A 24011-nucleotide genomic window follows, 5' to 3' on the forward strand; every position below is an offset into this window, starting at 1 on the left:
CTCCGACGAAGACTCCCCCGCACGGCGGACTGCGCGATGAATGAAACCCTGGCAACCGAATTCGAGAAACTGCTGCGCCTGATGGTCGAGAAGGGCGGCTCGGACCTGTTCATCACTGCCGGCGTGCCGCCTTCGATGAAGGTCAACGGCAAGATCCTGCCGGTGAGCAAGAACCCCATGTCGCCCGAACAGACGCGCGAGACCGTGTACTCGGTGATGAATGAGCAGCAGCGCCGCGAGTTCATGGAAAAGCACGAGTGCAACTTCGCCATCAGCGCGCGCGGCATCGGTCGTTTCCGGGTCAGTGCCTTTTTCCAGCGCAACCTGGCGGGCATGGTGCTGCGGCGCATCGAGACGCACATCCCCACCATCGAGGACCTCAAACTGCCGGACGTGCTGAAGAAGCTGGCGATGACCAAGCGCGGCCTGGTGCTGTTCGTCGGCGCCACCGGCACCGGCAAGTCCACCTCGCTGGCGGCGATGATCGGCTACCGCAACAAGAACTCCAGCGGCCACATCATCTCCATCGAGGATCCGATCGAGTTCATCCACCAGCACCAGAGCTGCATCGTCACCCAGCGCGAGGTGGGGATCGACACCGAGTCCTTCGAGGTGGCGCTGAAGAACACCCTGCGCCAGGCGCCGGACGTGATCCTCATCGGCGAGGTGCGTACCCGCGAGACCATGGACCACGCCGTGGCCTTCGCCGAGACCGGCCACCTGTGCCTGGCCACCCTGCACGCGAACAACGCCAACCAGGCGCTGGACCGGATCATCAACTTCTTCCCGGCCGACCGCCAGCAGCAGGTGTGGATGGACCTGTCGCTGAACCTCAAGGCGATCGTCGCCCAGCAACTGGTGCCGACGCCGGACGGCAAGGGGCGCCGCGCGGTGATCGAGGTGCTGATCAACACCCCGCTGGCCGCCGACCTGATCCGTAAGGGCGAGGTGCACGAGCTCAAGGGGCTGATGAAACGCTCCACCGAGCAGGGCATGCAGACCTTCGACCAGGCGCTGTACAGCCTCTACGTGCAGGGCGAGATCACCTACGAGGATGCGCTGCTGTACGCCGACTCGGCCAACGACCTGCGCCTGATGATCAAGCTCGGCTCGGAGACCGACGGCGAGCACCTGACCACCATGTCCCAGGGGCTGACCCTGGAAGTCAGCGACGACCAGCCGGGCATCACCTTCCGCTAGTCCGCCTGCAGGGTCGCGGCCTGACGCAGGGCGGTCTGCAGCTCGCCGATCAGGCGCTCGCGCAGCGTGCCTTCGCTGCGTAGGATCGCCGCCGGATGGGGCGCCGCGACGACCCAGCGTCCGTTGTGCCAGCGTGGCCGCCCGAGGAAGTCGGCGAGCCGCAGCCGGGTCGGATCGCTCGCTTGCAGCAAGGCAGCCAGTGCGGTACGGCCCAGCGCCACGACCACCCTCGGTCGTACCTGCGCCAGCTCCTGCTCGAGCCAGGGGCGGCAGGCGGCGATTTCTTCCGCATCGGGCGTGCGATGCCGGCGCAGCGGCGGCAGCCCGCCACCGGCCTGCCACTTGAAGTGCTTCACCGCGTTCGTCACGTAGACCTCCGCTCGGCGCAGGTCGGCGTCGGCCAACTGCCGATCCAGCAGCCGCCCGGCCGGGCCGATGAAAGGACGGCCGGCGAGATCCTCCTGGTCGCCCGGCTGCTCGCCGACCAGCATCAGCCCCGCCGTCTTCGGGCCCTCGCCGGGCACCGCGCAGGTGGCGTCCCGCCATAGCGCGCAGTTGCGGCACGTCTCCAGGCTGCTCGGCAGCGGGCGTTTCGGTCGCGCCTGTTCGGTGCATACCTGCACCTGCTGTCCGACTTTTTCCGCAACCGCGGCTGCCTGCGACCGGTGCGGCCGGGAGAGCTGGGCGTTGGCGGCGAGCCGTGCGATCAGGACGCCTTCGGGCAGATGCTTCCAGAAGCGTGCCGGCATGTGCTGCCGCGCCAGGCCGGCGTTGACCCGGGCGGGGTTGAAGGTGCTGCTGTAGTACGCCCGCCACAGCTCGTCAGTGTCGTCGGCGGTCGACCTGGCCATTGCCGCGAGCTCGGGCGGGCAGGGGTGGAGCAGGCGCGCCTCGACGCCGTTCGACTGCGCCGCGGCATCGGGCGTGGCAATCAGCCAGCCGACGCGGCCCAGGCGGGCCAGGAAATGCTCGGTCACCAATTCCAGCACGTCGTACGCCGGTTCGTGCCAGGCGACGAAGCGCGGCGCGCCCTCGGTCTGCGGGCGCTCGCGAAAGCGCACGAAGGCCTCCATGTGGTGGGCCTCCCGGCGCACCTGGCGAATGCGCCGCTGCAGTTCCCCGCCATCGCGATCACCCGCGAGCATGGCGCTGCGATCTCCGTGCGCCACACGCCACAGCACGCGATAGAGCAAGGCCCAGCGGTCTCCGGCGCGAAAGCGCGAGGCACACTCCAGCAGGGCCGGAAGCTCGCGAGGAACGCGGGTGGGACGGGGCGGCCCAGGCGTTCCGCCATCGTCACCGGCGGCGGCTGCGAACAGGTCGGAACCCGCCTGTCCGTTCGTCCAGGTCAGCTCGTGCGGTGCGATTCCCGCCTGCAGCAACTGGCGGCTCTGGCGCCGCCAGTCCTCGAAACCGCGCTCGATGAATACCGTGCGCATCGGCTCACCAGAGCGCCAGCTGGGTCTTGGGGCTGTCGGCGAGCGCGCGGCGCAGCAGGCCGGTCTCCAGGTCGCCGTGCGGCGGCCGGTAGTCCTGGACCACGACGAACGCCCGGAGCTTGTCCATCGGACAGCGCAGCCTGACCAGATCCTCGTAGCGAATGCGGCGCTCGCGCCTGAGCTGTACCAGCCGCTTGGCATTGCGCACGCCTATTCCCGGCACCCGGGCGATCAGCATGGCCTCGGCCCGGTTCAGATCGACCGGAAACTGCTCGCGGTGATTCAGCGCCCAGGCCAGCTTGGGGTCGATGTCCAGCGGCAGGTTGCCCGGGGCGGGGAGCAGTTCCGCCGCGCCGAATCCGTAGCCGCGCATCAGGAAATCGGCCTGGTACAGGCGGTGCTCGCGCAGCAGCGGCGGTGCCTGCCGCGGCACGGAGCCGGGGCTCTGCGGAATGGGACTGAAGGCCGAGTAGTACACGCGCCGGAGGCTATAGGCGCCGTACAGGCGCTGGGCGGTGTCGAGGATGGTGTGGTCGTCCGTGGGGTCGGCGCCGACGATCATCTGCGTGCTCTGCCCGGCCGGCGCGAAACGCGGCGCCCGCGGCTCGTCGCCGCTTTCCTCGACGCCGAGGCGTATGCGGCCCATCGCCCGGCGGATGCTCTGGCCGTTCTTCTCCGGCGCCAGGCGCTCCAGCCCGCTTTCGGTCGGCAGTTCGATGTTCACGCTCAGCCGATCGGCGTACAGCCCGGCTTCGGCGATGAGCTCCGGCGCGGCATCCGGAATGGTCTTCAGGTGGATGTAGCCGCGAAACGCGTGGGTCTTTCTCAGCAGGCGGGCCACCCCGACCAGCTGCTCCATCGTGTAGTCGGCCGAGCGGATGATGCCGGAGCTGAGGAACAGCCCGCTGACGAGATTGCGGCGATAGAAGTCGAGCGTCAGCCGGACGACTTCATCGGGCGTGAAGCGGGCGCGGGGCACGTCGCTGGAACGACGGTTTACGCAGTACTGGCAGTCGTACAGGCAGAAATTGGTCAGCAGCACCTTGAGCAGCGACACGCAGCGCCCGTCGGGCGTGAAGCTGTGGCAGATGCCGGCGCCATTGCTGGCGCCCAGGCCCTCGCGGCCCTTGGAACTGCGCAGCGGCGCACCGCTGCTGGCGCAGGAAACGTCATACTTCGCCGCATCGGCGAGCACGATGAGCTTGTCGGTCAGGTCCACGGGAACGTCCGAATACTGTAAATAAATACAGTATTCGGATTCTTCGTGGAGGCGGCAAGTCTATGTGTCACCGTCCATCGCCGGACGGCCCAACCTTCTTCAAGGAGCGCTCATGTACCAGGACACCCACAGCAAGGTCATTGGCTACCTGCTCTGGATCTTCGGTTTTCTCGGTTCGCACCGTTTCTACTACGGCAAGCCGATCACCGGGACGATCTGGTTCTTCACCCTCGGCCTGCTGTTCGTCGGCTGGATCATCGACCTGTTCCTGATCCCCTCGATGGATCGCCAAGCGGATTTCCGCTTCACCGCCGGGCCGGTCGACTACAACGTCGCCTGGATCCTGCTGACCTTCCTCGGCGTGTTCGGCGTGCACCGGATGTACCAGGGCAAGTGGATCACCGGGTTGATCTATCTGTGCACCGGCGGGCTGTTCTTCATTGGCGTGCTCTACGACTTCTGGACGCTGAACAGCCAGGTTTCCGAGCGCAACAACCGGCGCCTGAGCTTCTCGCGCTGAGTGCGCCCGGCGCCCGGGTGAGCTCGGGCGCCGGCCTCTGCACGTAGGGCGGGTGCAACCCGCCATTGCCCTTATCAGGCACTCGACCGGGCTTGCTAGGGTTCAAGTCTCCATAGACCCTGCCTCAAGCCTCAAGCCTCAAGCCTCAAGCCTCAAGCCTCAAGCCTCAAGCCTCATGGATGATCCGCCCATCGACCAGGGTATAACGCACCTGCCCCGGCAGGCAGTGGCCGAGGAACGGGCAGTTGCGGCCCTTCGAGTGCCAGTGTTCGCCGACCACGGTCGAGCGGCTCGGATCGAACAGCACCAGGTCTGCCGGCCCGCCGACCGCCAGTCGGCCAGCGGGCAGCGACAATGCCGCGGCGGGTCCGCTGCTGAGGCGCGCGAGCAGGGTCGGCAGGTCGAGCAGCCCGTCCTCAACCAGCGTCAGCGCCAGCGGCAGCAGCACTTCGACGCTGCTGATGCCTGGCTCGGTCTCGCCGAACGGCGCCTGCTTGGCGTCCAGCTCGTGCGGCTGATGATGACTGGCGATCGCCGAGATCACGCCATCGCGCACCGCTTCGCGCAGGCCGTCGCGGTCGGCCGCGGTGCGCAGCGGCGGCTGTACGTGATAGAGGCTGGAGAAGCCGTGCAGCGCCTCGTCGGTGAGGATCAGCTGGTACATCGCCACATCCGCGGTGACGCGCAGACCACGGGCCTGCGCCTCGGCGATCATACGGGCGCCGCGAGCGCTGGTGAGCTGGCTGAAATGCGCGCGCACGCCGGACTGCTCGACCAGCAGCAGGTTGCGCGCCAGGGCGATGGTCTCGGCGGTCTCGGGAATCCCGGCCAGGCCGAGAAAGCTCGCCACCGCACCTTCGTGGGCCAATCCCCCGGCGGCCAGTTCGGCATCCTGCGAGTGGAACACCACGGTAAGGTCGAAGGTGGCGGCGTATTCCAACGCCCGGCGCAGCGTACGGTTGCTGGGGAAATCCGCCAAGCCGTTGCCGAAGGCCACGCAGCCGGCGTCCCGCAGAGCCACCAGCTCGGCCAGTTGCTCGCCCTCGAGACCGCGGGTCAGGGCGCCGACGGGGAAGACCCGGGCGTGGCCGCTGGCCTGCGCCAGGTCGAGGACCAGTTCGGCGACCGCCGGCGTATCCAGTATCGGCCGTGTCTGCGGCGGGCAGCACAGGCTGGTCACGCCCCCGGCGGCGGCGGCGCGGGTCTCGCTGGCGATGCTCCCCTTGCGGCTGTAGCCGGGCTCGCGCAGCGCCACGCTGAGGTCGACCAGCCCGGGAGCGGCCACCAGGCCCCTCGCGTCGATGGATCGGGCGGCGGCGAAGCCGTCCGGGCGCTGACCGATCGCCTGCACGCGACCGTCGGCAAGGAACAGGTCGGTGGTTTCGTCCCGTCCGCTGGCGGGGTCGATCAGGCGGGCACCGAGGATCTCGGTCTGCATCACTTCTGCTCCTCGGCAAGCAATTGTCGTTGTGCGGTCTGCCCGCTCATGGCCATCGACAGCACCGCCATGCGGATGGCGATGCCGTAGGTGACCTGGTTGAGAATCACCGACTGCGCGCCGTCGGCCACCGCCGACTCGATCTCCACGCCGCGGTTGATCGGGCCCGGGTGCATTACGATGGCATCCGGCCTGGCCAGGGCCAGGCGCTGGGTGGTCAGGCCGTACAGGCGGTAGAACTCGCCTTCGCTGGGCAGCAGGCCGCCCTGCATGCGTTCGCGCTGCAGGCGCAGCATGATCACCACGTCGACGTCCTCCAGGCCCTCGGCCATGTCGGTGAACACGCGCACGCCGTACTGTTCCAGGCCCACCGGCAGCAGCGTCTTCGGGCCGATCACCCGCACGTCCCGGCAGCCCAGCGTGCGCAGGGCGAGCATGTTCGAGCGGGCCACCCGCGAGTGCAGGATGTCGCCGACGATGGCGACCGACAGCGGCTCGAAGTCGCCCTTGTGGCGGCGGATCGTCAGCATGTCGAGCATGCCCTGGGTCGGGTGCGCATGGCGGCCGTCGCCGCCGTTGATGACCGCGACGTCGGGGCTGACGTGTTCGGCGATGAAATGCGCGGCGCCGGAATCGGCATGGCGCACCACGAACATGTCGGCCGCCATCGCCTCCAGATTGCGCAGGGTGTCGGTGAGCGTCTCGCCCTTGCTGGTCGAGGAGGTCGACACGTTGAGGGTGATGACGTCCGCCGACAGGCGCTTGGCCGCCAGCTCGAAGGTGGTGCGGGTGCGCGTCGAGTTCTCGAAGAACACGTTGCAGACGGTCTTGCCGCGTAGCAGCGGGACCTTCTTCACCGAGCGGTTGCCGACTTCGAGGAAGGAGTCGGCGGTATCCAGGATCTCGGTCAGCAATTCCTTCGACAGGCCGTCGAGGGACAGGAAGTGGCGCAGCTGGCCGAGGTCGTTCAGCTGAAGCGGGCGCTTGGCGTAGGTGGGCGTCATCGCGGTTCTCAGTGGGCAGAGACGAAGGTCTGCAGTTCCAGGGCGAGGGGGCGGGGGCCGAGCAATTTTACCCGCTGCTCGGGCGCCAGCGGCAGCGTCGCGCCGACCACGTCCGGGCGGATCGGCAGTTCCCGGGCGTTGAGGTCGAGCAGGGCGACCAGGGTCACGCTCGCCGGCCTGCCGTAGTCGAACAGCTCGTTGAGCGCGGCGCGGATGGTGCGGCCGGTCATCAGCACGTCGTCCACCAGCACCAGGTGCTGGCCCTCGACCTCGAAGGGCAGTTCGGAGGGTTGCACCTGCGGATGCAGGCCCTTGCGGGTGAAGTCGTCGCGGTAGAAGGAGACGTCGAGCACGCCCAGCGCTTCCTCGCGGCCACGCGCCTCGAGCAGCGCCTGGGCGACCCAGACGCCTCCGGTGCGGATGCCGATGAAGCGGGGTTCGGCGATGCCGCGCGCCGCGAGATGCGCATCGAGCGCGGCGGCCATTTCCGTCAGCAGCCGCTCGGGATCGGGTAGGTTCATGAAAGCTCCTGTGTCGTTCTCTCAGGCCAGCGCCTGCTCGGCCAGCCAGCCTTCCAGCAGCAGGGCGGCGGCCAGCGCGTCGACCGGACGCTGCCGGTAGTCGCCGCGCTGCCCTTCGCCGCGCAGGCGCTGGCCCTTGGCTTCGAAGGTGGTGAGGCGTTCGTCGTGGGTGTGCGTCGGCACGTTGAAGCGCCCTTGCAGGCGCCGGGCGAATTTCTCCGCACGCTCGCTCATCTCGCTGGACGTGCCGTCCATGTTCAGCGGCAGGCCGACCACCACCGCGTCCGGCTGCCATTCGCGGAACAGGGCCTCGACCTGCCCCCAGTCGGGCACGCCGTTCTGCGCCTTCAGCACGCAGAGTTCGCGGGCCTGGCCGGTGATCGCCTGCCCCACCGCGACGCCGATCTGCCGCGTGCCGTAATCGAAGCCCAGGACCAGGCGCAGTTCGCTCATGCGTGGCCGGCCTGGGTGCTGAGCAGGCTGAGGTCGACGCCCAGGCGGCTGGCGGCGGCCTTGAGGCGCTGGTCATAGGGCAGGTCGAAAAGGATCACCGGATCGGCGGGGCAGGTCAGCCAGGCATTGTCGGCGAGTTCCGCCTCGATCTGCCCGGCCTCCCAGCCGGCGTATCCGAGCGCGATGAAATGCCGCGCCGGTCCCTGGCTGTCGGCGATGGCGAACAGCGCGTCCTGCGAGGTGGAGAGTCCCAGCGGACCGAGCGACAGGGTGGCCTGGAAGGCCTGGCCGGCCGGGTGCAGGACGAAGCCGCGGTCGGTCTGCACCGGGCCGCCGGAGAAGATCGGGATGCTCTGGCACAGCGCCGACACCGGCGCGTCGGGGCGCAGCTGCTCGAGCACGTCGGCCAGGCTGAGCCCGCTCGGGCGGTTGACCACCAGCCCCATGGCGCCCTCGGCGTTGTGCTCGACCAGATAGATGAGCGCCTGCGCGAAATTGGCATCGGCCATGTGCGGCATGGCGAGCAGGAAGTGGTGCTTGAGGTAGCTGGGAGCGGTGTTTTTCATGTCGGCTAGCTTAAGCCCTGGGCTCCCGTGCTGGAAGCCGCACCGGCCGCCGACGCTCAGCGGCTGGAGAGGCGGTCGCCGCGTTCGAAACGCCAGGTGCGGATGATCTCGACCTGGTCGAAACTCTTGGCCAGCTCGCCGGTGAAGGGGGCGAAGGGCGCGGCCAGGCGGACGATGCGCATGGCAGCCTCGTCGAGCACTGGCTGGCCGGACGACTCGAGCACCTGCAGCTCGTGCACGGTGCCGTCGCGGTTGATGGTCACCAGCATCCGCAGGCTGCCGTGGATCTGCCGGCGCCGCGCCTCGTCGGGGTAGTTCAGGTTGCCGACCCGCTCGACCTTCTTGCGCCATTCGTCACGGTACCAGGCGCTGATGTCGCGCATGGTCGCGGCGCTGTTCTGCCGGCTGACGCGCGGGCGCTTGGCGTAGCGCTCCACCTCCTGCGCCAGCTCCGCTTCCAGGCTGGCGATTTCCGAACTCAGCTGCGAACTGTCGAACTCCGGCGCCGGCTGCGGGGTCGGTTGAGGCTTGGTCTGCGGCTGGCGGGTCGGCGCCTTTTCCGGTTGGGGGGAGCGGGTGGCGACCGTGGCCTTCGGCGTTTCCCTGCGGGTGTCGCGCGGCGGCGCGGAGGCCGGGGTGACCTTGCGTACCTCGGTGTCCTGGAACGGCGCCTGCTCGGTGGTCTTCGGCGAGGCCTTGTGCTCGAGCGTGCCGCTGCCCTGCTGGTTGTCCTGGGCGAGGAAGTCCGCCTCCTTGGGCTTCTCTTCGCTCTTGAAGGTGGAGAGCGTGATTTCCAGGGACTTGGCCGCCTGCTTGGGCTCGGACAGGCTGAAACCCACCCCCAGGATCACCGCCGCATGCAGCGCCGCGGCGAGGAACAGGGTGAAGCCGAGCCTGTCCGCCGGGCGGACGCCGGTGGGCTCGGGCAGGGGAGGGCGGGTGGCTGCGTTCATTGATTCCGGGCCGATCGAATTGGCGCGAAGTCTGCCGAGGGTGGCGGTAAAAGTCTATGAACCAGGCGGCACCTTGGGGCTGTGCGGACGGCCGGCGGCCAGGGCCGGCCCCGGTGGCGCCCGTCGGGAAACCGGTTGTTCGCCGGCCAGGGCGGCCTGGAACGACGCCGGCGGCCAGGCGCAGGGGCGCGCCCCGACGGCCGGCGCGGCCTGCGCCTCAGCCGCGCCGGGCGAGCTTCTCGGCGATGGCATCCATCAGGCGTTCGCCGATGCGGGTGTCGAAGGCGTTGTCGATCTCGCGAATGCAGGTCGGGCTGGTGATGTTGATTTCGGTGAGGTAGTCGCCGATCACGTCCAGTCCGACGAACAGCAGGCCGCGCCGCCGCAGTTCCGGGCCGATCATCGCCGCGATTTCCCGGTCGCGCGCTGAGAGCGGCTGGGCCACCCCGCGCCCGCCGGCGGCCAGGTTGCCGCGCGTCTCGCCGACCGCCGGTATGCGGGCCAGGCAGTAGGGAACCGGCTCGCCATCGATCATGAGGATGCGCTTGTCGCCGTCCTTGATGGCCGGGACGTAGCGCTGCGCCATGATCTGCCGGGTGCCATGCGCGGTCAGGGTCTCGAGGATCACCGAGAGGTTCGGGTCGCCTTCGCGATGGCGGAAGATGGACGCGCCGCCCATTTCGTCCAGGGGTTTGAGAATGATGTCACGCTGCGCACTGGCGAACTCGCGCAGAATGTCGGCACGGCGGCTGACCAGCGTAGGCGGCATGCACTCGGGAAACTGGGTGGCGAAGAACTTCTCGTTGCAGTCGCGCAGGCTCTGCGGGCGGTTCACCACCAGCGTGCCGGCGTGCTCGGCCAGCTCCAGGAGATAGGTGGCATAGACGTATTCGCTGTTGAACGGCGGATCCTTGCGCATGAGGATGACGTCGAGGTCGGCGAGTGCCGCATCGGTTTCTTCCCCCAGCTCGAACCAGTGCGCCGGGTCATTGAACACCTGCAGTGGGCGCATGCGGGCGCGAGCCTGTCCGCCGAGCTGGTAAAGGTCACGTTGTTCCATGTACATCAGCGACCAGTTGCGAGCCTGGGCCGCGAGCAGCATGGCCAGCGAGCTGTCCTTCTTGAAGGTGATCTGCGCGATAGGGTCCATGATGATCCCGACGCGAACGCTCATGAGGTAATCTCCGACGGAAAAGGCAGCCTGGCTGCCGGGCTAGAAACATCCGGGCAGATTGGCCGTCGACGGAGGTCGGGTCAAGCGAATCCTCCGGGGTCTAGGCTCGATAGCCTGTTTTGAGAAGAGTGTGCTAAAAAGGCCCGGCGATTGGGTGCAGCCCATCGGTGGCAGGGCCTCTGGCGCACTGGCATAACGATAAACTACGACTCACCGAGGCGATGGTAGGGCGAAATGGAACAGCACTCCGAGGGCTTGAAGGTCATGGTGATCGACGACTCGAAAACGATTCGTCGGACCGCGGAAACGCTACTTAAGAAGGTTGGATGCGAAGTCATCACGGCTGTGGACGGCTTCGACGCGCTCGCCAAGATCGCCGATACCCATCCCAACATCATCTTCGTCGATATCATGATGCCGCGGCTCGACGGCTACCAGACCTGCGCCCTGATCAAGAACAACAGCGCCTTCAAGTCGACGCCTGTGATCATGCTTTCCTCAAAGGATGGCCTGTTCGACAAGGCCAAGGGGCGCATCGTCGGTTCCGACCAATATCTGACAAAACCGTTCAGCAAAGAGGAGCTGCTGGGAGCGATCAAGGCGCATGTGCCGGATTTCGCACCAGTCGAACAAGCTTCCTGAATCCGGATTTCCGTTGCGGTGATGCCTAGCTAGGGAGAAAACATGGCTCGCGTTCTGATTGTTGATGATTCCCCGACCGAGATGTACAAGCTGACCGCCATGCTGGAAAAGCATGGTCATCAGGTGCTCAAGGCGGAAAACGGCGCTGACGGGGTGGCGATCGCCCGTCAGGAGAAACCCGATGCGGTCCTGATGGACATCGTCATGCCGGGGCTCAATGGTTTCCAGGCCACCCGCCAACTGACCAAAGATGCGGAAACCAGTCACATTCCGGTGATCATCGTGACCACCAAGGATCAGGAAACCGATAAAGTCTGGGGCAAGCGTCAGGGGGCCAAGGACTACCTGACCAAGCCGGTGGATGAAGCGACATTGCTGCAAACGCTCAATGCCGTGTTGGCTGGCTGAGCCGGGGAATACAGCCTAAGCGCACGAAGGAGCGGCAGGCAGCATGTCGGACCAACCAACGCCTTTCCAGCGTCTGCTGGAAATAGACAACCGATGCCGAGCCCTCGCCGCCGGCCTGCCGTCACAGCAGGAGGCGATACAGACATGGGGCGGCATCGGTTTTCGTATGGGCGAGCGCTATTTCGTGGCGCCCATGGGGGAAGTGGCCGAAGTCCTGCACGAACCGCGCTACACCCTGCTCCCAGGCGTGAAAACCTGGGTCAAGGGCGTCGCCAACGTGCGTGGCCGCCTGTTGCCGATCATGGACCTGTGCGGCTACTTCGGTTTCGAGCTGTCCGCGCTGCGCAAGCAGCGACGGATTCTGGTGATGGAACATCAGGACGTCTTTGCCGGCCTGACGGTGGATGAAGTGTTCGGAATGCAGCATTTCCCCATCGAATCCTATTCGGAAACGCCGCCCCCCATGGAGGCGGCGATTGCTCCTTTCATCCATGGCGTATTCCTGCGCGAACGGCCGTGGCTGGTTTTCAGCCCGCATGCGCTGGCCGGGGCTCGAGAGTTCCTGGACGTGGCTTGTTGACTCGTGGGCCGGTACGCCGGCCTGTTTGGATTGTGGTAGCTGAAGGGATGGTCCAGGCGGGGGCCGCATAATGACTAGAACTGTAAACTTCAAAGCGCTGATGACCGGGTTCCGCAGCAACAAGCTGATCGCCGGTCTCTTTGTGGTGCTTGTCGCTTCGATGGTGCTGCTGTTCGCGAACTTCGCGTTCGTGAACACCCAGTCCAACTACGACAACGAGTACATCAGCCACGCCGGCGAGCTTCGGGTGCTGTCGCAGCGTATCGCGAAGAACGCCGTGGAAGCGGCCGCCGGCACACCGCTGGCGTTCGCCTCGCTGAGGGAGGCTCGCAACGACTTCGAAGAGCGCTGGGGTTATCTGGTCAACGGCGATCCGAGCATCGGCCTGCCGGCGGCGAGCGACTCGCTGCAGGCGAAGCTCTCCTTCGGCCGGCAGGACTGGGACGTCGCCCGGACGCTTGCCGCGGTTCAGCTGGACTGGGAGACGCTGCGCAAGAACACCGACGCCATCACCGGCAGCGAGCAGACCGTCCTGTCCCTGCACGAGGTGGCGCAGACCCTCGCCGAGACCGTGCCGCAGCTACAGGTCGAGTACGAAGAGGTGGTCGACATCCTCCTCGAGAGTGGTGCGCCGGCTTCCCAGGTATCGGTCGCCCAGCGCCAGTCGCTGCTCGCCGAACGTATCCTCGGCTCGGTGAACAAGGTGCTGGCCGGTGACCAGGACTCGGTTCAGGCCGCCGACATGTTCGGTCGCGACGCGAGCCTGTTCGGTCGCGTGCTGAGCGCCATGCGCGAGGGCAACCAGGCCATGGGCATCATGGCGGTGACCGATCCGGAGGCGCTCGATCGTCTCGCCGAAATCGCCGAACTGTTCGAGTTCGTGGCCGGCGCGGTGGACGAGATCCTGGAGACCTCGCCCGAACTGTTCCAGGTGCGTGAATCGGCGAACACCATCTTCGACGTATCCCAGAGCCTGCTGGACAATACCTCCGAGCTGGCGGTGGGTTTGGCCGACCGTGCCGAAGGCCGTTACATCAATACCATTGCCGGCTACCTGCTTGGCGCCATGGCCCTCGCCTCGATCATCCTCATCGGTCTGGTGATGGTGCGCGACACGCGCAGCCGCCTCAGCGAGACCGCCGAGAAGAACGAGCGCAACCAGGCAGCGATTCTCCGGCTGCTCGACGAGATCGCCGACCTCGCCGATGGTGACCTCACCGTGGCCGCCACCGTGACCGAAGACTTCACCGGTGCGATCGCCGACTCGATCAACTACTCCATCGACCAACTGCGCGACCTGGTCGATACGATCAACCAGACCGCCGTGCAGGTGGCGGGCGCCGCCCAGGAAACCCAGGCCACGGCGATGCATCTGGCCGAAGCGTCGGAGCACCAGGCGCAGGAAATCGCCGGTGCCTCCGCGGCGATCAACGAGATGGCCGTGTCCATTGACCAGGTATCGGCGAACGCCTCCGAATCCTCCGCGGTAGCCGAGCGCTCGGTAGCCATCGCCAACAAGGGCAACGAGGTGGTGCACAACACCATCACCGGCATGGACAACATCCGCGAGCAGATCCAGGACACCTCCAAGCGAATCAAGCGCCTCGGCGAGTCCTCGCAGGAGATCGGTGACATCGTGGGCCTGATCAACGACATCGCCGACCAGACCAACATCCTCGCATTGAACGCCGCCATCCAGGCGTCCATGGCCGGCGACGCGGGTCGAGGCTTCGCGGTGGTTGCCGACGAAGTCCAGCGCCTTGCAGAGCGTTCGTCCGCGGCGACCAAGCAGATCGAGGCACTGGTCAAGACGATTCAGACCGACACCAACGAGGCGGTCATCTCGATGGAACAGACCACCACCGAAGTGGTGCGTGGTGCCCGCCTGGCGCAGGATGCCGGTGTCGCGCTGGAAGAGATCGAGAAGGTATCCAAGACCCTCGCCGCGCTGATCCAGAACATTTCCAACGCGGCGCGTCAGCAGGCTTCGTCCGCCGGTCATATTTCCAACACCATGAACGTGATCCAGGAGATCACTTCGCAGACCTCCGCCGGTACCACGGCGACCGCCAAGAGCATCGGTAACCTCGCCAAGATGGCGAGCGAGATGCGTCGATCGGTGTCGGGCTTCACCCTGCCGGAAAAGCAGGAACAGGCCTGAGACGAGGAGCGCGGCGGCTGTTCCGGCAGTCGCCGTAAATCATGAGTGAGGGGCTGGCCATGCAGGCAGTTGGCGCCTGGGCACTGAAGCCCTTGGCCGATTTGACGCCGGCGGAGTTCCACGACTGGCAGACGCTCGTCGAGGAGCGCACCGGGCTCGTGTTCTCCGAGCGACGCAGAGTGCTTCTGCAGGCGAGCCTGACTGCCCGGATGCGCGAAGTCGGCGTCGAGGACTATGGCAGCTACTACCGCCAGGTGACCTCCGGGGTGCGAGGGGCGGTGGAATGGTCGGCGCTGATGGATCGTCTGACCGTCCAGGAAACGCGCTTCTTTCGGCACCTCCCGTCGTTCCAGTGCCTGCATGATCATCTGGTGGAAGCCTGTCGGGCGCGGCGGCCGGTCTCGCTGTGGAGCGTGGGTTGCTCGACCGGGGAAGAGGCGTATTCGATGGCGATCTGTGCCAGCCAGGCGTTGAGCCATGCAGGCATGGACGAGGCCGGTTACGGCGTCACCGCCACCGATATCAGCCTCAGCGCATTGAGCCGCGCACGTGCCGGCGTGTTCGCCGAGCACCGGTTGGTCCAGCTGCCGGCCGAGCTGCGGGAGCGCCATCTGCTCCGTCAGCCGGACGGTCATTATCGGATCGCCCCGGAAATCGCCGAGCGTGTCTGTTTCGCCCGGCTGAATGTGTTGGAACTGGCCGGCGCACCGATTTCGGGTATGGACGTCATTTTCTGCCAGAACCTGCTGATCTACTTCCGCCGTTGGCGCCGCCGCGACATTCTCAATCGGTTGGCGGAGCGGCTCGCACCAGGGGGCTTGCTCGTGGTCGGGGTAGGAGAAGTTTCGGGTTGGCGGCATCCGGATCTGGTTCCGGTTGCCAACGACGAGGTTCTGGCCTTCATGCGGAAGAGTGTATGAGCGGAGTCGCTATGGGTGATCGGCATGACTATGTCGCCCTGGAGTGGGTGAAAGGCGAGATTGCCGAAACGCTTCGTCAGGCGCGGCAGGCGCTGGAAGCCTACGTCGAGAATCCCGAGGACTCCACGCGGGTGCGCTTCTGCCTGACCTATATCCATCAGGTCCACGGCACGCTGCAGATGGTGGAGTTCTACGGTGCCGCCCTGCTTGCCGAAGAGATGGAGCAGCTCGCGCGAGCGCTGCTCGACGAGCGCGTGGCCAACCGCAACGAAGCGCTCGAAGTGCTGATGCAGGCGATCCTGCAGCTGCCGACCTACCTCGAGCGCATCCAGGGCGCCCGGCGCGATCTGCCGATGGTCGTGCTGCCGCTGCTGAACGACCTGCGTGCCGCTCGCGGCGAGAAGCTGCTGTCGGAGACCAGCCTGTTCGCGCCCGACCTGACCGATCGCCAGCCGGCGCTGAACGATGCGTCGCTGGCGCTGCTGCGGACGAACGAACTGCCGACCCTGTTGCGCAAGCTGCGGCAGATGCTCCAGGTCGCACTGGTCGGCGTCATCCGCAACCAGGATCTGCCGACCAATCTGGGCTACATGGCCCGGGTGTTCGGGCGCCTGGAAACCCTCTCCCGCGATGCGCCCCTCGGTGCCCTGTGGCAGATCGCGTCCGGCTTGATCGAGGGCATGGCGAGCGGCGCCATCGTCAACGGCTCGTCCGTTCGCACGCTGCTGCGACAGGTCGATCGCGAGCTCAAGCGCCTGGTCGAGCAGGGCGCCGAGGGCTTCAACCAGCCGGCCACCGACGAGCTGACCAAGAACCTCTTGTTCTACGTCGCCAAGGCACCCGCGCAGACACCGCGTATCACTGCGCTCAAGCAACGCTATCGGCTGGACGACGCCCTGCCGGACGAGCGCCTGGTCGACGAGGAACGGGCCCAGCTTGCCGGGCCGGACCGCAGCGCCATGCGTTCGGTGGTCATGGCGCTCTGCGAGGAGCTGGTGCGGGTCAAGGACAGCCTCGACCTGTTCGTGCGCAGCGATCGCAAAGGGCTGAACGAGCTCAACGCCCTGGTCGCGCCGCTGAAGCAGATCGCCGATACGCTGGCGATGCTCGGCTTCGGCCAGCCCCGCCGGATCGTGCTCGACCAGTTGGCGGTGGTCCAGGGATTGCTCGCCGGCCAGGGCGAGCCGACCGACGCGGTGCTGATGGACGTCGCCGGCGCACTGCTCTACGTCGAGGCGACCCTTGCCGGCATGGCCGGGGGCGGGCAGGAAGAGCGCACCACGGAGGAGGCGCATCTGCCGACCACCGACGTGGCGCAGATCCATCGTCTGGTCATCAAGGAAGCGCGCACGGCGCTGGAACAGGCGAAGGATGCGATCATCGAATTCATCGCCTCGCAGTGGAATCACGACCACCTGGCGCGCGTGCCCGAACTGCTGACCCAGGCCCGGGGCGGTCTGGAAATGATCCCCCTGGAACGCTCGGCGGGCCTGCTGGATGCCTGCAACCGCTATATCCAGGAGCAGCTGCTGGCGCGCAAGGCGGTACCGGACTGGCAGAGCCTCGACACCCTGGCCGACGCCATCACCAGCGTGGAGTACTACCTCGAGCGGCTCGGCGAGGATCACGCCAGTCAGGGCGATCTGATCCTCGACGTCGCCGAGGAGAGTCTCGACACGCTCGGCTACCCGATCAGGCCCCAGGCCGAGGCGGCAGCGCTGCCCGACCTGCCGCTGGCGGACGCCGCCGATCTGCCGACGAGCCTCGAGGCGCTCGAACCCTCGCCGGTAGCACAGGTTCGGGAAGAAGACCAGGCGCACGCCGGGCGCGATGACTGGGGCTTCCGGGAGTCGGACGCGCTGGAGCCCGACGAACCGATCGATTACCTGTCACTCATCCCGAGCGAATCGGAGCCGGAAACACCGGTGGCCGACGTCGGCCCCGACATCCGGGAATGGTCGCTGGTCGAGGAGCTGGCAGCATCGCAGAGCGTCGAGTTCGAGCTGGCGGTTGAGGACCTGCCTGCTGAAGAGGACGGTGCGTACGATGTCGGCGAGGATGCCGCGGAGCCGCTCGCCCTGGAACCGCTCAGCGAAGCGGAAATGATCGAGCTTGAGCTGCCCGAAGTCGAGCTGCCGTCCATGCAGGAAACGGCCGATACAGGCGCCGAAGCGGCGGCGGTCCAGGGTCTCGCCGAGGTCATGGCGGCCCCCGTCCGGGCGATCAACCCGCCCGCGCTCGATGTGCCGGAGAGCCTGCTTCCACCTCCCGCCGACGAGGAGCCGGTGGACGAGGAATTGGCCGAGGTCTTCATCGAAGAAGCCGGTGAAGTGCTCGAGACCATCCATGAATTCCTGCCGCGCTGGGTTGGCGACTCACAGGACAAGGAGGCGCTGACCGAGGTCCGTCGTGCCTTCCATACGCTCAAGGGCAGCGGCCGCATGGTCCGCGCGCTGATCATCGGCGAACTCGCCTGGTCGATCGAGAACCTGCTCAACCGCGTGCTCGATCGCAGCATCGAAGCGAGCGCCCCGGTGCAGCAGGTGGTGCAGGCGGTCGTCGACCTGATGCCGGAGCTGGTCGACGAGTACGCCGCCAAGGCCCAGCGCCAGCGCGACGACGTGGATCGTCTTGCCGCCACCGCGCACCTGTATGCCAAGGGCCAGCTGCCGGCGGCCGCGTCCGAAGTGGCCGCGCCCGCGGTAGGGCCGGTCGGTGAAAGCCCCGTGGCTGACGAGCCGGTTGCCTCCGGTTCGGCCGTGGAGACGATCGAATCGCTCGATCCGCAGCTGCTGGAGATCTTCCGCAACGAAGCCGAGCATCATCTGGACACGCTGGTGGGCTTCCTGGCCGATTGCGCCCAGCGCCTTCCCCAGCCGGTCACCGACGCGCTGCAGCGCGCGCTGCACACGCTCAAGGGCAGTGCGCACATGGCGGGCATCCTTCCCATGGCCGAGATCGCCATGCCGCTGGAGAAGATGCTCAAGGAATTCAAGACGCATCACGTCGAGATCGATCTTCCCTGCGCCCAGCTGCTGCACCGCGCCGAGCAGCTGTTCCGGGAAGGCCTGGAGAATCTCGACAACGCGCCGCTGAAAGGCATCGACGGAAGCGAGGCGTTCCTCGCCGACGTGCAGGCGCTGCATCAGGGCAAGCTGCGCGAGCTGGGTGACCGTAGCGCCGGCGAGCGGGGCGAGGGGCGCGACCCGCGAATGATTTCGCTGTTCCTGTCCGAGGGCATGAACATTCTGCTGGATGCCGAAGACCTGCTGCATAGCTGGCGCGAGCATCCCGCCGAGCGCCAGGAGCTGACCGCGCTGCTCGAGGAACTGACCACGCTCGGGCTCGGTGCGCAGATGGCCAATCTGCCGCAGATCGACGCGCTGTGTCAGGCGCTTCTGAGTCTGTACACCGTCGCCCAGGACGGCCACCTGACCGTCAGCCAGCGGTTTTTCGAAGAAGTCGAGCAGGGACACGAGGCGCTGGTGGCGATGATGGACCAGGTCGCCGCCGGCCTGCAGGTCAGCGAGTCGCCGGAGACCGTGCGCCGACTCGAGGCATTGCTGGCCGACCTGACGCGCGGCGAGGGCGCGACCTTCCAGGCGCCGGAGGCGTCGATCGACGCGCCCGGTGCTCCGTTGGAGCCGGCTGCCGCTCCGGTACCGGTACCGGTTCCGCCGATCGCCGAAGTGCGCGATGCACCGGCATCGGCGACAGGGCCCTCGGTCGCCCCCGAAGAGCCGCCGTTCGATTGCGAAGGCCTCGACGGCGAGATGGTCGAGATCTTCCTCGACGAGGCGGTCGATCTTCTCGACAGCGCCGGCCAGGCGCTGGAGCGTTGGCTGAACGACCCGCAGGACCAACTCGCGCTGTCCGGATTGCAGCGTGACCTGCACACCCTCAAGGGCGGCGCGCGCATGGCCGAGATCCGCCCCATCGGAGATCTCGCGCACGAACTCGAATCGCTCTACGAAGGGCTGGTGGATCGCCGTTACAGCGGTTCGGTGGAACTCGGCGCGCTGCTGCAGCGCAGCCACGACCATCTGGCTGTCCAGCTCGAGCAGTTGCAGCACGGGCAGCCGATGGCGCCGGCCGGCGCGCTCATCGCCGCGATCGTGGCCTTTCGTACGGGACGTTCGGCCGCGACTGCCGACCTGAGCGAGTTACAGGCGCCCGACGCCGAGCTCGAGGAGCCCCCGGCTGCTTCGTTCGACTCGATGCCGACATCCGACCGGACGCCTGTCGAAACCGAATCCACGGATGAGAAGGCTGCGGAGTCCGTCGAACTGGCCAACCAAAACTGGCTGATCGAGCCGGAATCCGCTCTCGGAACCGAGGCGGAATCCGTCGAGGTCGTCGCAGGCGAGCAACCGCAGCCTGAGGCCTGGTTGCCGGCCGAACCCGAGCCCGTGCCTGAGATCGCCAAGCCGGACGAAGCGGCGCAGGTCATGGCGGCCGAGGCCGAGGCCGAAGACGGGCCGGACTCCTGGGGCGATCGCGACCCAGAGCTGGTGGAAATCTTCCTCGAGGAAGGGCTGGATATCATCGAGAGTGCGGGGGCGGCCCTGCAGCGCTGGATGGACGACGTCGGCAACAGCATCGAGGTCGAGGCACTGCAGCGTGACCTGCATACGCTCAAGGGTGGCGCGCGGATGGCCGAGATCGCGCCGATCGGCGACCTTGCCCATGAACTCGAGAGCCTCTACGAAGGCCTCTGCGGTGGTCGCTTGCGCCCGGGCCCGCAACTCTTCTCGTTGTTGCAGACCTGCCACGACCGGCTCGCCGACATGCTCGAGGCGCTGCAGGCCCGTCGTCCGCTGCCCGATGGCAGCGCCCTGATCGACATGATCCGGCAGTTTCGCGTCAATCCTGCGCAGCAACTGGAGCAGCCGGCCTCCGTTTCGCTGAAAAGCCATGCCGAACCGCGGCAGGATGACGTCGAGTCGGAAATTCTCGACATCTTCGTGGAGGAGGCGACCGACCTGCTTGAAGAGCTGGACGGCGCTCTCAACCGGTTGAGCGGCTCCGGCGAGGACCGGGCGGCGCTGGCCGACATGCTGCGTATCCTGCATACCCTCAAGGGCGGTGCCCGGCTTGCCGGACAGACCGCACTGGGCGACATGGCGCACGATCTCGAGCAGTTGCTCGGCGAGGTCCCGCAGGGCGAAGCCGTTCCGGCCGGCCGGCTGGACGATGCCCAAGGGCGCTACGACACCATGCTGCAGGCCGTCGAGGACCTGCGTGCCCGCCTGCAGGGTGACAGCCTGTCGGCGCCTGCTCCCGAACCTGCCGAGCCTGCGCCGGTGCCTGTCGCCAACGACGTGCGGCCGGTGCAGCCGAGCACGCCGATCGTCGCGGCCAGCGCCCAGCCGGTCGCGAACAATGCGCCGGCGAAGGTCTTGCCGTTCGTGCGCCGCGCCCAGGAGGCTGCGCTTGACGCGGCGGCCCGGCGGGCACCGCAGGAGCTGGTCAAGGTCCCGGCCGATCTGCTCGAAGGCCTCGTCAACCTCGCCGGTGAAACCTCGATCTTCCGGGGGCGCGTCGAGCAGCAGGTCAGCGACGTCGGCTTCACCCTGAGCGAGATGGAGGCGACGATCGAGCGTGTCCGCGATCAGCTGCGTCGTCTCGATACCGAAACGCAGGCACAGATTCTCAGCCGCTATCAGGCCGAAGCCGAGCGGGCCGGTTACGAGGACTTCGACCCGCTGGAAATGGACCGCCATTCGCAGCTGCAGCAACTGTCGCGAGCGCTGTTCGAGTCCGCTTCCGACCTGCTGGATCTGAAGGAAACCCTGGCCGCACGCAACCGCGACGCCGAAACCCTGCTGCTGCAGCAGGCGCGGGTGAACACCGAATTGCAGGAAGGCCTGATGCGCACGCGCATGGTGCCCTTCGATCGCCTGGTGCCACGCCTGCGCCGTATCGTCCGCCAGGTGGCCGGCGAGCTCGGCAAGCAGGTGGAGTTCGTCGTCGGCAACGCCGAGGGCGAAATGGACCGCACCGTGCTCGAGCGCATCGTCGCCCCCCTGGAGCACATGCTGCGCAACGCCGTCGACCATGGCATCGAATCGGTCGAGCGGCGCCAGGCCAGCGGCAAGCCGGCGCAGGGCACCATTCGCCTGGACCTCGGCCGCGAAGGCGGCGACATCGTCCTGACGCTCGCCGACGACGGCGGCGGCATCAACCTCGAGGCCGTGCGGCGCAAGGCCATCGAGCGCGGGCTGATGAGCGCCGACAGCGAGTTGCCGGACCAGGAGGTCCTGCAGTTCATCCTCGAGGCGGGCTTCTCCACCGCTGAGCGCGTGACGCAGATTTCCGGGCGCGGGGTGGGGATGGACGTGGTGCACTCCGAGGTCAAGCAGCTGGGCGGCTCGATGAGCATCGAGTCGACGCTCGGCGAGGGCACCCGCTTCCTCATCCGCCTGCCGTTCACCGTATCGGTCAACCGCGCCCTGATGGTGCACTCGGGTGAAGACCTGTACGCCATTCCGCTGAACACCATCGAAGGTATCGTGCGGGTGTCGCCCTACGAGCTGGAAAGCTACTACCAGCCCGGCGCGCCCCGCTTCGAGTACGCCGGGGAAGCCTACGAGCTCCGCTACCTGGGCGAGCTGCTGGACAACGGCCAGCAGCCCAAGCTCGGCGGTCACAGCCTGCCTTTGCCGGTGATCCTGGTGCGTTCCAGCGAGCACGCGGTCGCCGTGCAGGTGGACAGCCTGGCCGGCTCGCGTGAAATCGTGGTGAAGAGCCTCGGCGCGCAATTCGCCGGTGTGCACGGCATCTCCGGGGCCACCATCCTCGGCGACGGCCGGGTGGTGGTCATTCTCGATCTGCTCGCGACCATTCGTGCCCGCCACATGCAGCAGCTGCCGCCAGCGCGTCGGCCGCTGGCGCTGGTCAACGAAGTGCCGGAAAAGGACGTCGAGCGGCCTGTCCTGGTCATGGTGGTGGACGACTCGGTCACCGTGCGCAAGGTCACCAGCCGCCTGCTGGAACGCAACGGGATGAACGTGCTGACGGCCAAGGATGGCGTGGACGCCATCACGCAGCTGCAGGATCACCACCCCGACATCATGCTGCTGGACATCGAGATGCCGCGCATGGACGGTTTCGAGGTCGCTTCGCTGGTCCGTCACGACGAGCGCCTGGCGGACCTGCCGATCGTGATGATCACCTCGCGGACCGGCGACAAGCACCGCGACCGGGCGATGAGCATCGGCGTCAACGAATACCTCGGCAAGCCGTACCAGGAATCGTTGCTGCTCGAAACCATCCAGCGGCTGGTGCGTGCCGATGACTGATCTGATGTCCGCACGCATCGCCGTGATCGCCGACACCTCGCTGCAGCGCCATGTGCTGCAGAAAGCGCTGACCGCCAACGGCTATCGGGTCATTCTCAATACCGATCCGGCGCGCCTCGAGGCGGACGATCTGGCCCAGTGCGAAGCCGACCTCTGGCTGGTGGATCTGGCGCAGTCGGAGGATTCGCCGCTGGTCGACAGCCTGCTGGAAAAGGCCAGCAGTCCGGTGCTGTTCGGCGAGGGGCACGCGCCGGAGCGCAGTTCCGAACACTATCCACGCTGGGAGCGGCGCCTGTTCGGCAAACTGAAGCGACTGGTGGGCGACCCCAGCCGGGCGGTTGGCCCGACCCTGGAGGCGCTCCTGGCCGAGGCGCGCAATCCGGCGCGGCTGACGCTGCCGCAAAGCCTGGCGGGCTTTTCCTCGATGCCGGTGACCCCGGCCCGGCAGGTCTGGCTGCTGGCCGCGTCGATGGGCGGTCCGGAAGCGGTCAAGGCCTTTCTCGATGCGCTGCCCGGCGGGCTGCCGGTGGGCTTCGTCTATGCCCAGCACATCGAAGAAAGCTTCGAGGCGACGCTGCCGCAGGCGGTCGGCCGGCACAGCCAGTGGCAGGTGCTCGGCGCCCGCGACGGCCAGCCGGTGCGCTGTGGCGAGGTGGTGATCGCCCCCATCGCCCAGGAGCTGGGCTTCGACGAGCAGGGCGCGATGCGCCTGACCGGTCGCGGCTGGCCGGAACCCTACAGTCCCTCGATCGACCAGATGATGCTCAACCTGGCCCAGCAGTTCGGCGCACGCTGTGGCGTCATCGCCTTCAGCGGCATGGGTAGCGACGGTAGCGCCGCGGCCGCCTACGTACGCCGCCAGGGCGGCAGCATCTGGACCCAGCGTGCCGACAGCTGCGTCTGCTCGAGCATGCCCGATGCCCTGCGCGAGGGCGGCTACAGCCTGCGCAGTGGCGATCCGAGAGAACTGGCCCAGGCGCTGGTCGATCACCTGGCGGCCAGTGCCGCCGAACTGGCCGGTCCGCCGGTGGAGGATGCCGTATGAGTCAAGCTGTGGTCGCCAACCAGACGCCTTCGCAGCTCACCGCACTGTTGCTGCCGTTGTCCGATCGCACCCTGGCGCTGCCCAACGTGGCGGTGGCGGAACTGATTCCCTATCGGCCGCCGCGAGCGTCCGAGAACATGCCCGACTGGTTCCTGGGGCAGGTACCCTGGCGGGACCTGAACCTGCCGCTGTTGTCCTTCGAGATAGCGTCCGGAGGGCGGACACAGGTCGGGCCGAATGCCCGGGTCGCCATCCTCAATGCCCTTGGCGGGCGCCCGCACGTCAAGTTCATCGCCCTGCTGGTGCAGGGCATTCCACGTTCGACGCGGGTGGACAGCGAGCTCGGCCGGGCCCGGGCCGAGCTCGCCCCGCTGGAGCTCGATGCGATCACGCTCGTCGATGGGGTCGCGAAGATCCCGGACCTGGTGGCCCTGGAGCAGAAGCTCGCCGACGCGGGCCTGATCTGA

General features: G+C 67.1%; 19 protein-coding genes. 10 read left to right on the top strand and 9 right to left on the bottom strand.

Translation table 11 applies throughout. The features are described 5' to 3' along the window. The first annotated feature begins 36 nt into the window (after positions 1–36). Positions 37–1200 carry a PilT/PilU family type 4a pilus ATPase gene (locus tag H610_RS0103680; protein ID WP_028238423.1) on the top strand — a complete coding sequence of 388 codons (1164 nt, stop codon included), beginning with the start codon at positions 37–39 and terminating at the stop codon, positions 1198–1200. On the opposite strand, the gene H610_RS0103685 is transcribed toward H610_RS0103680, so the two are convergent. Further along, positions 1197–2639 (bottom strand): UdgX family uracil-DNA binding protein, encoded by a 1443-nt coding sequence (locus tag H610_RS0103685; RefSeq protein ID WP_028238424.1) that lies wholly within the window; start codon positions 2637–2639, stop codon positions 1197–1199. The genes H610_RS0103680 and H610_RS0103685 overlap by 4 nt on opposite strands. Positions 2640–2643: 4 nt before the next feature. Beyond that, complete coding sequence (locus H610_RS0103690) at positions 2644–3858, bottom strand: putative DNA modification/repair radical SAM protein (RefSeq protein ID WP_028238425.1); 1215 nt, start codon at positions 3856–3858, stop codon at positions 2644–2646. 112 nt (positions 3859–3970) lie between these two features. On the opposite strand from H610_RS0103690, the gene H610_RS0103695 reads away from it, so the two are divergent. Then, positions 3971–4378 (top strand): NINE protein, encoded by a 408-nt coding sequence (locus H610_RS0103695; RefSeq protein ID WP_028238426.1) that lies wholly within the window; start codon positions 3971–3973, stop codon positions 4376–4378. Positions 4379–4544: 166 nt separating this feature from the next. Here H610_RS0103695 and H610_RS0103700 read toward each other — a convergent pair whose 3' ends face one another. The 7 genes from H610_RS0103700 to gshB form a co-directional block, all read right to left on the bottom strand. After that, the gene (locus tag H610_RS0103700) at positions 4545–5816 is read right to left on the bottom strand and encodes a dihydroorotase (protein ID WP_028238427.1); all 1272 of its coding nucleotides are present in this window, start codon (positions 5814–5816) and stop codon (positions 4545–4547) included. Beyond that, the gene (locus H610_RS0103705) at positions 5816–6820 is read right to left on the bottom strand and encodes an aspartate carbamoyltransferase catalytic subunit (protein WP_028238428.1); all 1005 of its coding nucleotides are present in this window, start codon (positions 6818–6820) and stop codon (positions 5816–5818) included. Before H610_RS0103705 ends, H610_RS0103700 begins: the two co-directional genes overlap by 1 nt. Before the next feature lie 8 nt (positions 6821–6828). Beyond that, positions 6829–7341, bottom strand: a complete 513-nt coding sequence (pyrR, locus tag H610_RS0103710; RefSeq protein ID WP_028238429.1) for a bifunctional pyr operon transcriptional regulator/uracil phosphoribosyltransferase PyrR — start codon at positions 7339–7341, stop codon at positions 6829–6831. 21 nt (positions 7342–7362) lie between these two features. Continuing rightward, positions 7363–7794 (bottom strand): Holliday junction resolvase RuvX, encoded by a 432-nt coding sequence (gene ruvX / locus H610_RS0103715; RefSeq protein WP_028238430.1) that lies wholly within the window; start codon positions 7792–7794, stop codon positions 7363–7365. After that, entirely contained in the window at positions 7791–8360 is a 570-nt protein-coding gene (locus H610_RS0103720) for a YqgE/AlgH family protein (protein WP_028238431.1), read from the bottom strand. Before H610_RS0103720 ends, ruvX begins: the two co-directional genes overlap by 4 nt. A 56-nt stretch (positions 8361–8416) precedes the next feature. Then, positions 8417–9313 carry an energy transducer TonB gene (locus H610_RS0103725; protein ID WP_028238432.1) on the bottom strand — a complete coding sequence of 299 codons (897 nt, stop codon included), beginning with the start codon at positions 9311–9313 and terminating at the stop codon, positions 8417–8419. 217 nt (positions 9314–9530) lie between these two features. After that, positions 9531–10487: a glutathione synthase gene (gene gshB / locus H610_RS0103730; protein ID WP_028238433.1), complete on the bottom strand. Its 957-nt coding sequence runs from the start codon at positions 10485–10487 to the stop codon at positions 9531–9533. 234 nt (positions 10488–10721) lie between these two features. On the opposite strand from gshB, the gene pilG reads away from it, so the two are divergent. The 8 genes from pilG to H610_RS0103770 all read left to right on the top strand — a co-directional run bounded on the left by pilG (position 10722) and on the right by H610_RS0103770 (position 24011). After that, the gene (pilG, locus tag H610_RS0103735; RefSeq protein WP_028238434.1) at positions 10722–11129 is read left to right on the top strand and encodes a twitching motility response regulator PilG; all 408 of its coding nucleotides are present in this window, start codon (positions 10722–10724) and stop codon (positions 11127–11129) included. Between the two features lie 42 nt (positions 11130–11171). Beyond that, entirely contained in the window at positions 11172–11537 is a 366-nt protein-coding gene (gene pilH, locus H610_RS0103740) for a twitching motility response regulator PilH (protein ID WP_028238435.1), read from the top strand. 43 nt (positions 11538–11580) lie between these two features. Then, complete coding sequence (locus H610_RS0103745; protein ID WP_028238436.1) at positions 11581–12117, top strand: chemotaxis protein CheW; 537 nt, start codon at positions 11581–11583, stop codon at positions 12115–12117. Positions 12118–12187: 70 nt separating this feature from the next. After that, entirely contained in the window at positions 12188–14278 is a 2091-nt protein-coding gene (locus tag H610_RS0103750; RefSeq protein WP_043237528.1) for a methyl-accepting chemotaxis protein, read from the top strand. A 59-nt stretch (positions 14279–14337) separates the two neighbouring features. Continuing rightward, the gene (locus H610_RS0103755) at positions 14338–15198 is read left to right on the top strand and encodes a protein-glutamate O-methyltransferase (protein WP_028238438.1); all 861 of its coding nucleotides are present in this window, start codon (positions 14338–14340) and stop codon (positions 15196–15198) included. Between the two features lie 11 nt (positions 15199–15209). After that, positions 15210–22499 (top strand): Hpt domain-containing protein, encoded by a 7290-nt coding sequence (locus H610_RS0103760; RefSeq protein WP_028238439.1) that lies wholly within the window; start codon positions 15210–15212, stop codon positions 22497–22499. Continuing rightward, positions 22492–23544, top strand: a complete 1053-nt coding sequence (locus tag H610_RS23200) for a chemotaxis protein CheB (RefSeq protein WP_043237551.1) — start codon at positions 22492–22494, stop codon at positions 23542–23544. Before H610_RS0103760 ends, H610_RS23200 begins: the two co-directional genes overlap by 8 nt. Continuing rightward, positions 23541–24011 carry a chemotaxis protein CheW gene (locus H610_RS0103770; protein ID WP_028238440.1) on the top strand — a complete coding sequence of 157 codons (471 nt, stop codon included), beginning with the start codon at positions 23541–23543 and terminating at the stop codon, positions 24009–24011. The genes H610_RS23200 and H610_RS0103770 overlap by 4 nt, the downstream gene beginning before the upstream one ends.

Origin of the sequence: Stutzerimonas azotifigens DSM 17556 (genome assembly GCF_000425625.1) — a bacterium.
GTDB classification, from domain to species: Bacteria; Pseudomonadota; Gammaproteobacteria; order Pseudomonadales; family Pseudomonadaceae; genus Stutzerimonas; species Stutzerimonas azotifigens.

What these genes read in the sequence shown, in the direction of transcription:
- H610_RS0103680 (WP_028238423.1), top strand. Translation starts at nt 37, where the DNA reads ATGAATGAAACCCTGGCAACCGAATTCGAGAAACTGCTGCGCCTGATG.
- H610_RS0103685 (WP_028238424.1), bottom strand. Translation starts at nt 2,639, where the DNA reads ATGCGCACGGTATTCATCGAGCGCGGTTTCGAGGACTGGCGGCGCCAG.
- H610_RS0103695 (WP_028238426.1), top strand. Translation starts at nt 3,971, where the DNA reads ATGTACCAGGACACCCACAGCAAGGTCATTGGCTACCTGCTCTGGATC.
- H610_RS0103700 (WP_028238427.1), bottom strand. Translation starts at nt 5,816, where the DNA reads ATGCAGACCGAGATCCTCGGTGCCCGCCTGATCGACCCCGCCAGCGGA.
- H610_RS0103705 (WP_028238428.1), bottom strand. Translation starts at nt 6,820, where the DNA reads ATGACGCCCACCTACGCCAAGCGCCCGCTTCAGCTGAACGACCTCGGC.
- pyrR (WP_028238429.1), bottom strand. Translation starts at nt 7,341, where the DNA reads ATGAACCTACCCGATCCCGAGCGGCTGCTGACGGAAATGGCCGCCGCG.
- ruvX (WP_028238430.1), bottom strand. Translation starts at nt 7,794, where the DNA reads ATGAGCGAACTGCGCCTGGTCCTGGGCTTCGATTACGGCACGCGGCAG.
- H610_RS0103720 (WP_028238431.1), bottom strand. Translation starts at nt 8,360, where the DNA reads ATGAAAAACACCGCTCCCAGCTACCTCAAGCACCACTTCCTGCTCGCC.
- H610_RS0103725 (WP_028238432.1), bottom strand. Translation starts at nt 9,313, where the DNA reads ATGAACGCAGCCACCCGCCCTCCCCTGCCCGAGCCCACCGGCGTCCGC.
- gshB (WP_028238433.1), bottom strand. Translation starts at nt 10,487, where the DNA reads ATGAGCGTTCGCGTCGGGATCATCATGGACCCTATCGCGCAGATCACC.
- pilG (WP_028238434.1), top strand. Translation starts at nt 10,722, where the DNA reads ATGGAACAGCACTCCGAGGGCTTGAAGGTCATGGTGATCGACGACTCG.
- pilH (WP_028238435.1), top strand. Translation starts at nt 11,172, where the DNA reads ATGGCTCGCGTTCTGATTGTTGATGATTCCCCGACCGAGATGTACAAG.
- H610_RS0103745 (WP_028238436.1), top strand. Translation starts at nt 11,581, where the DNA reads ATGTCGGACCAACCAACGCCTTTCCAGCGTCTGCTGGAAATAGACAAC.
- H610_RS0103750 (WP_043237528.1), top strand. Translation starts at nt 12,188, where the DNA reads ATGACTAGAACTGTAAACTTCAAAGCGCTGATGACCGGGTTCCGCAGC.
- H610_RS0103755 (WP_028238438.1), top strand. Translation starts at nt 14,338, where the DNA reads ATGCAGGCAGTTGGCGCCTGGGCACTGAAGCCCTTGGCCGATTTGACG.
- H610_RS0103760 (WP_028238439.1), top strand. Translation starts at nt 15,210, where the DNA reads ATGGGTGATCGGCATGACTATGTCGCCCTGGAGTGGGTGAAAGGCGAG.
- H610_RS23200 (WP_043237551.1), top strand. Translation starts at nt 22,492, where the DNA reads ATGACTGATCTGATGTCCGCACGCATCGCCGTGATCGCCGACACCTCG.
- H610_RS0103770 (WP_028238440.1), top strand. Translation starts at nt 23,541, where the DNA reads ATGAGTCAAGCTGTGGTCGCCAACCAGACGCCTTCGCAGCTCACCGCA.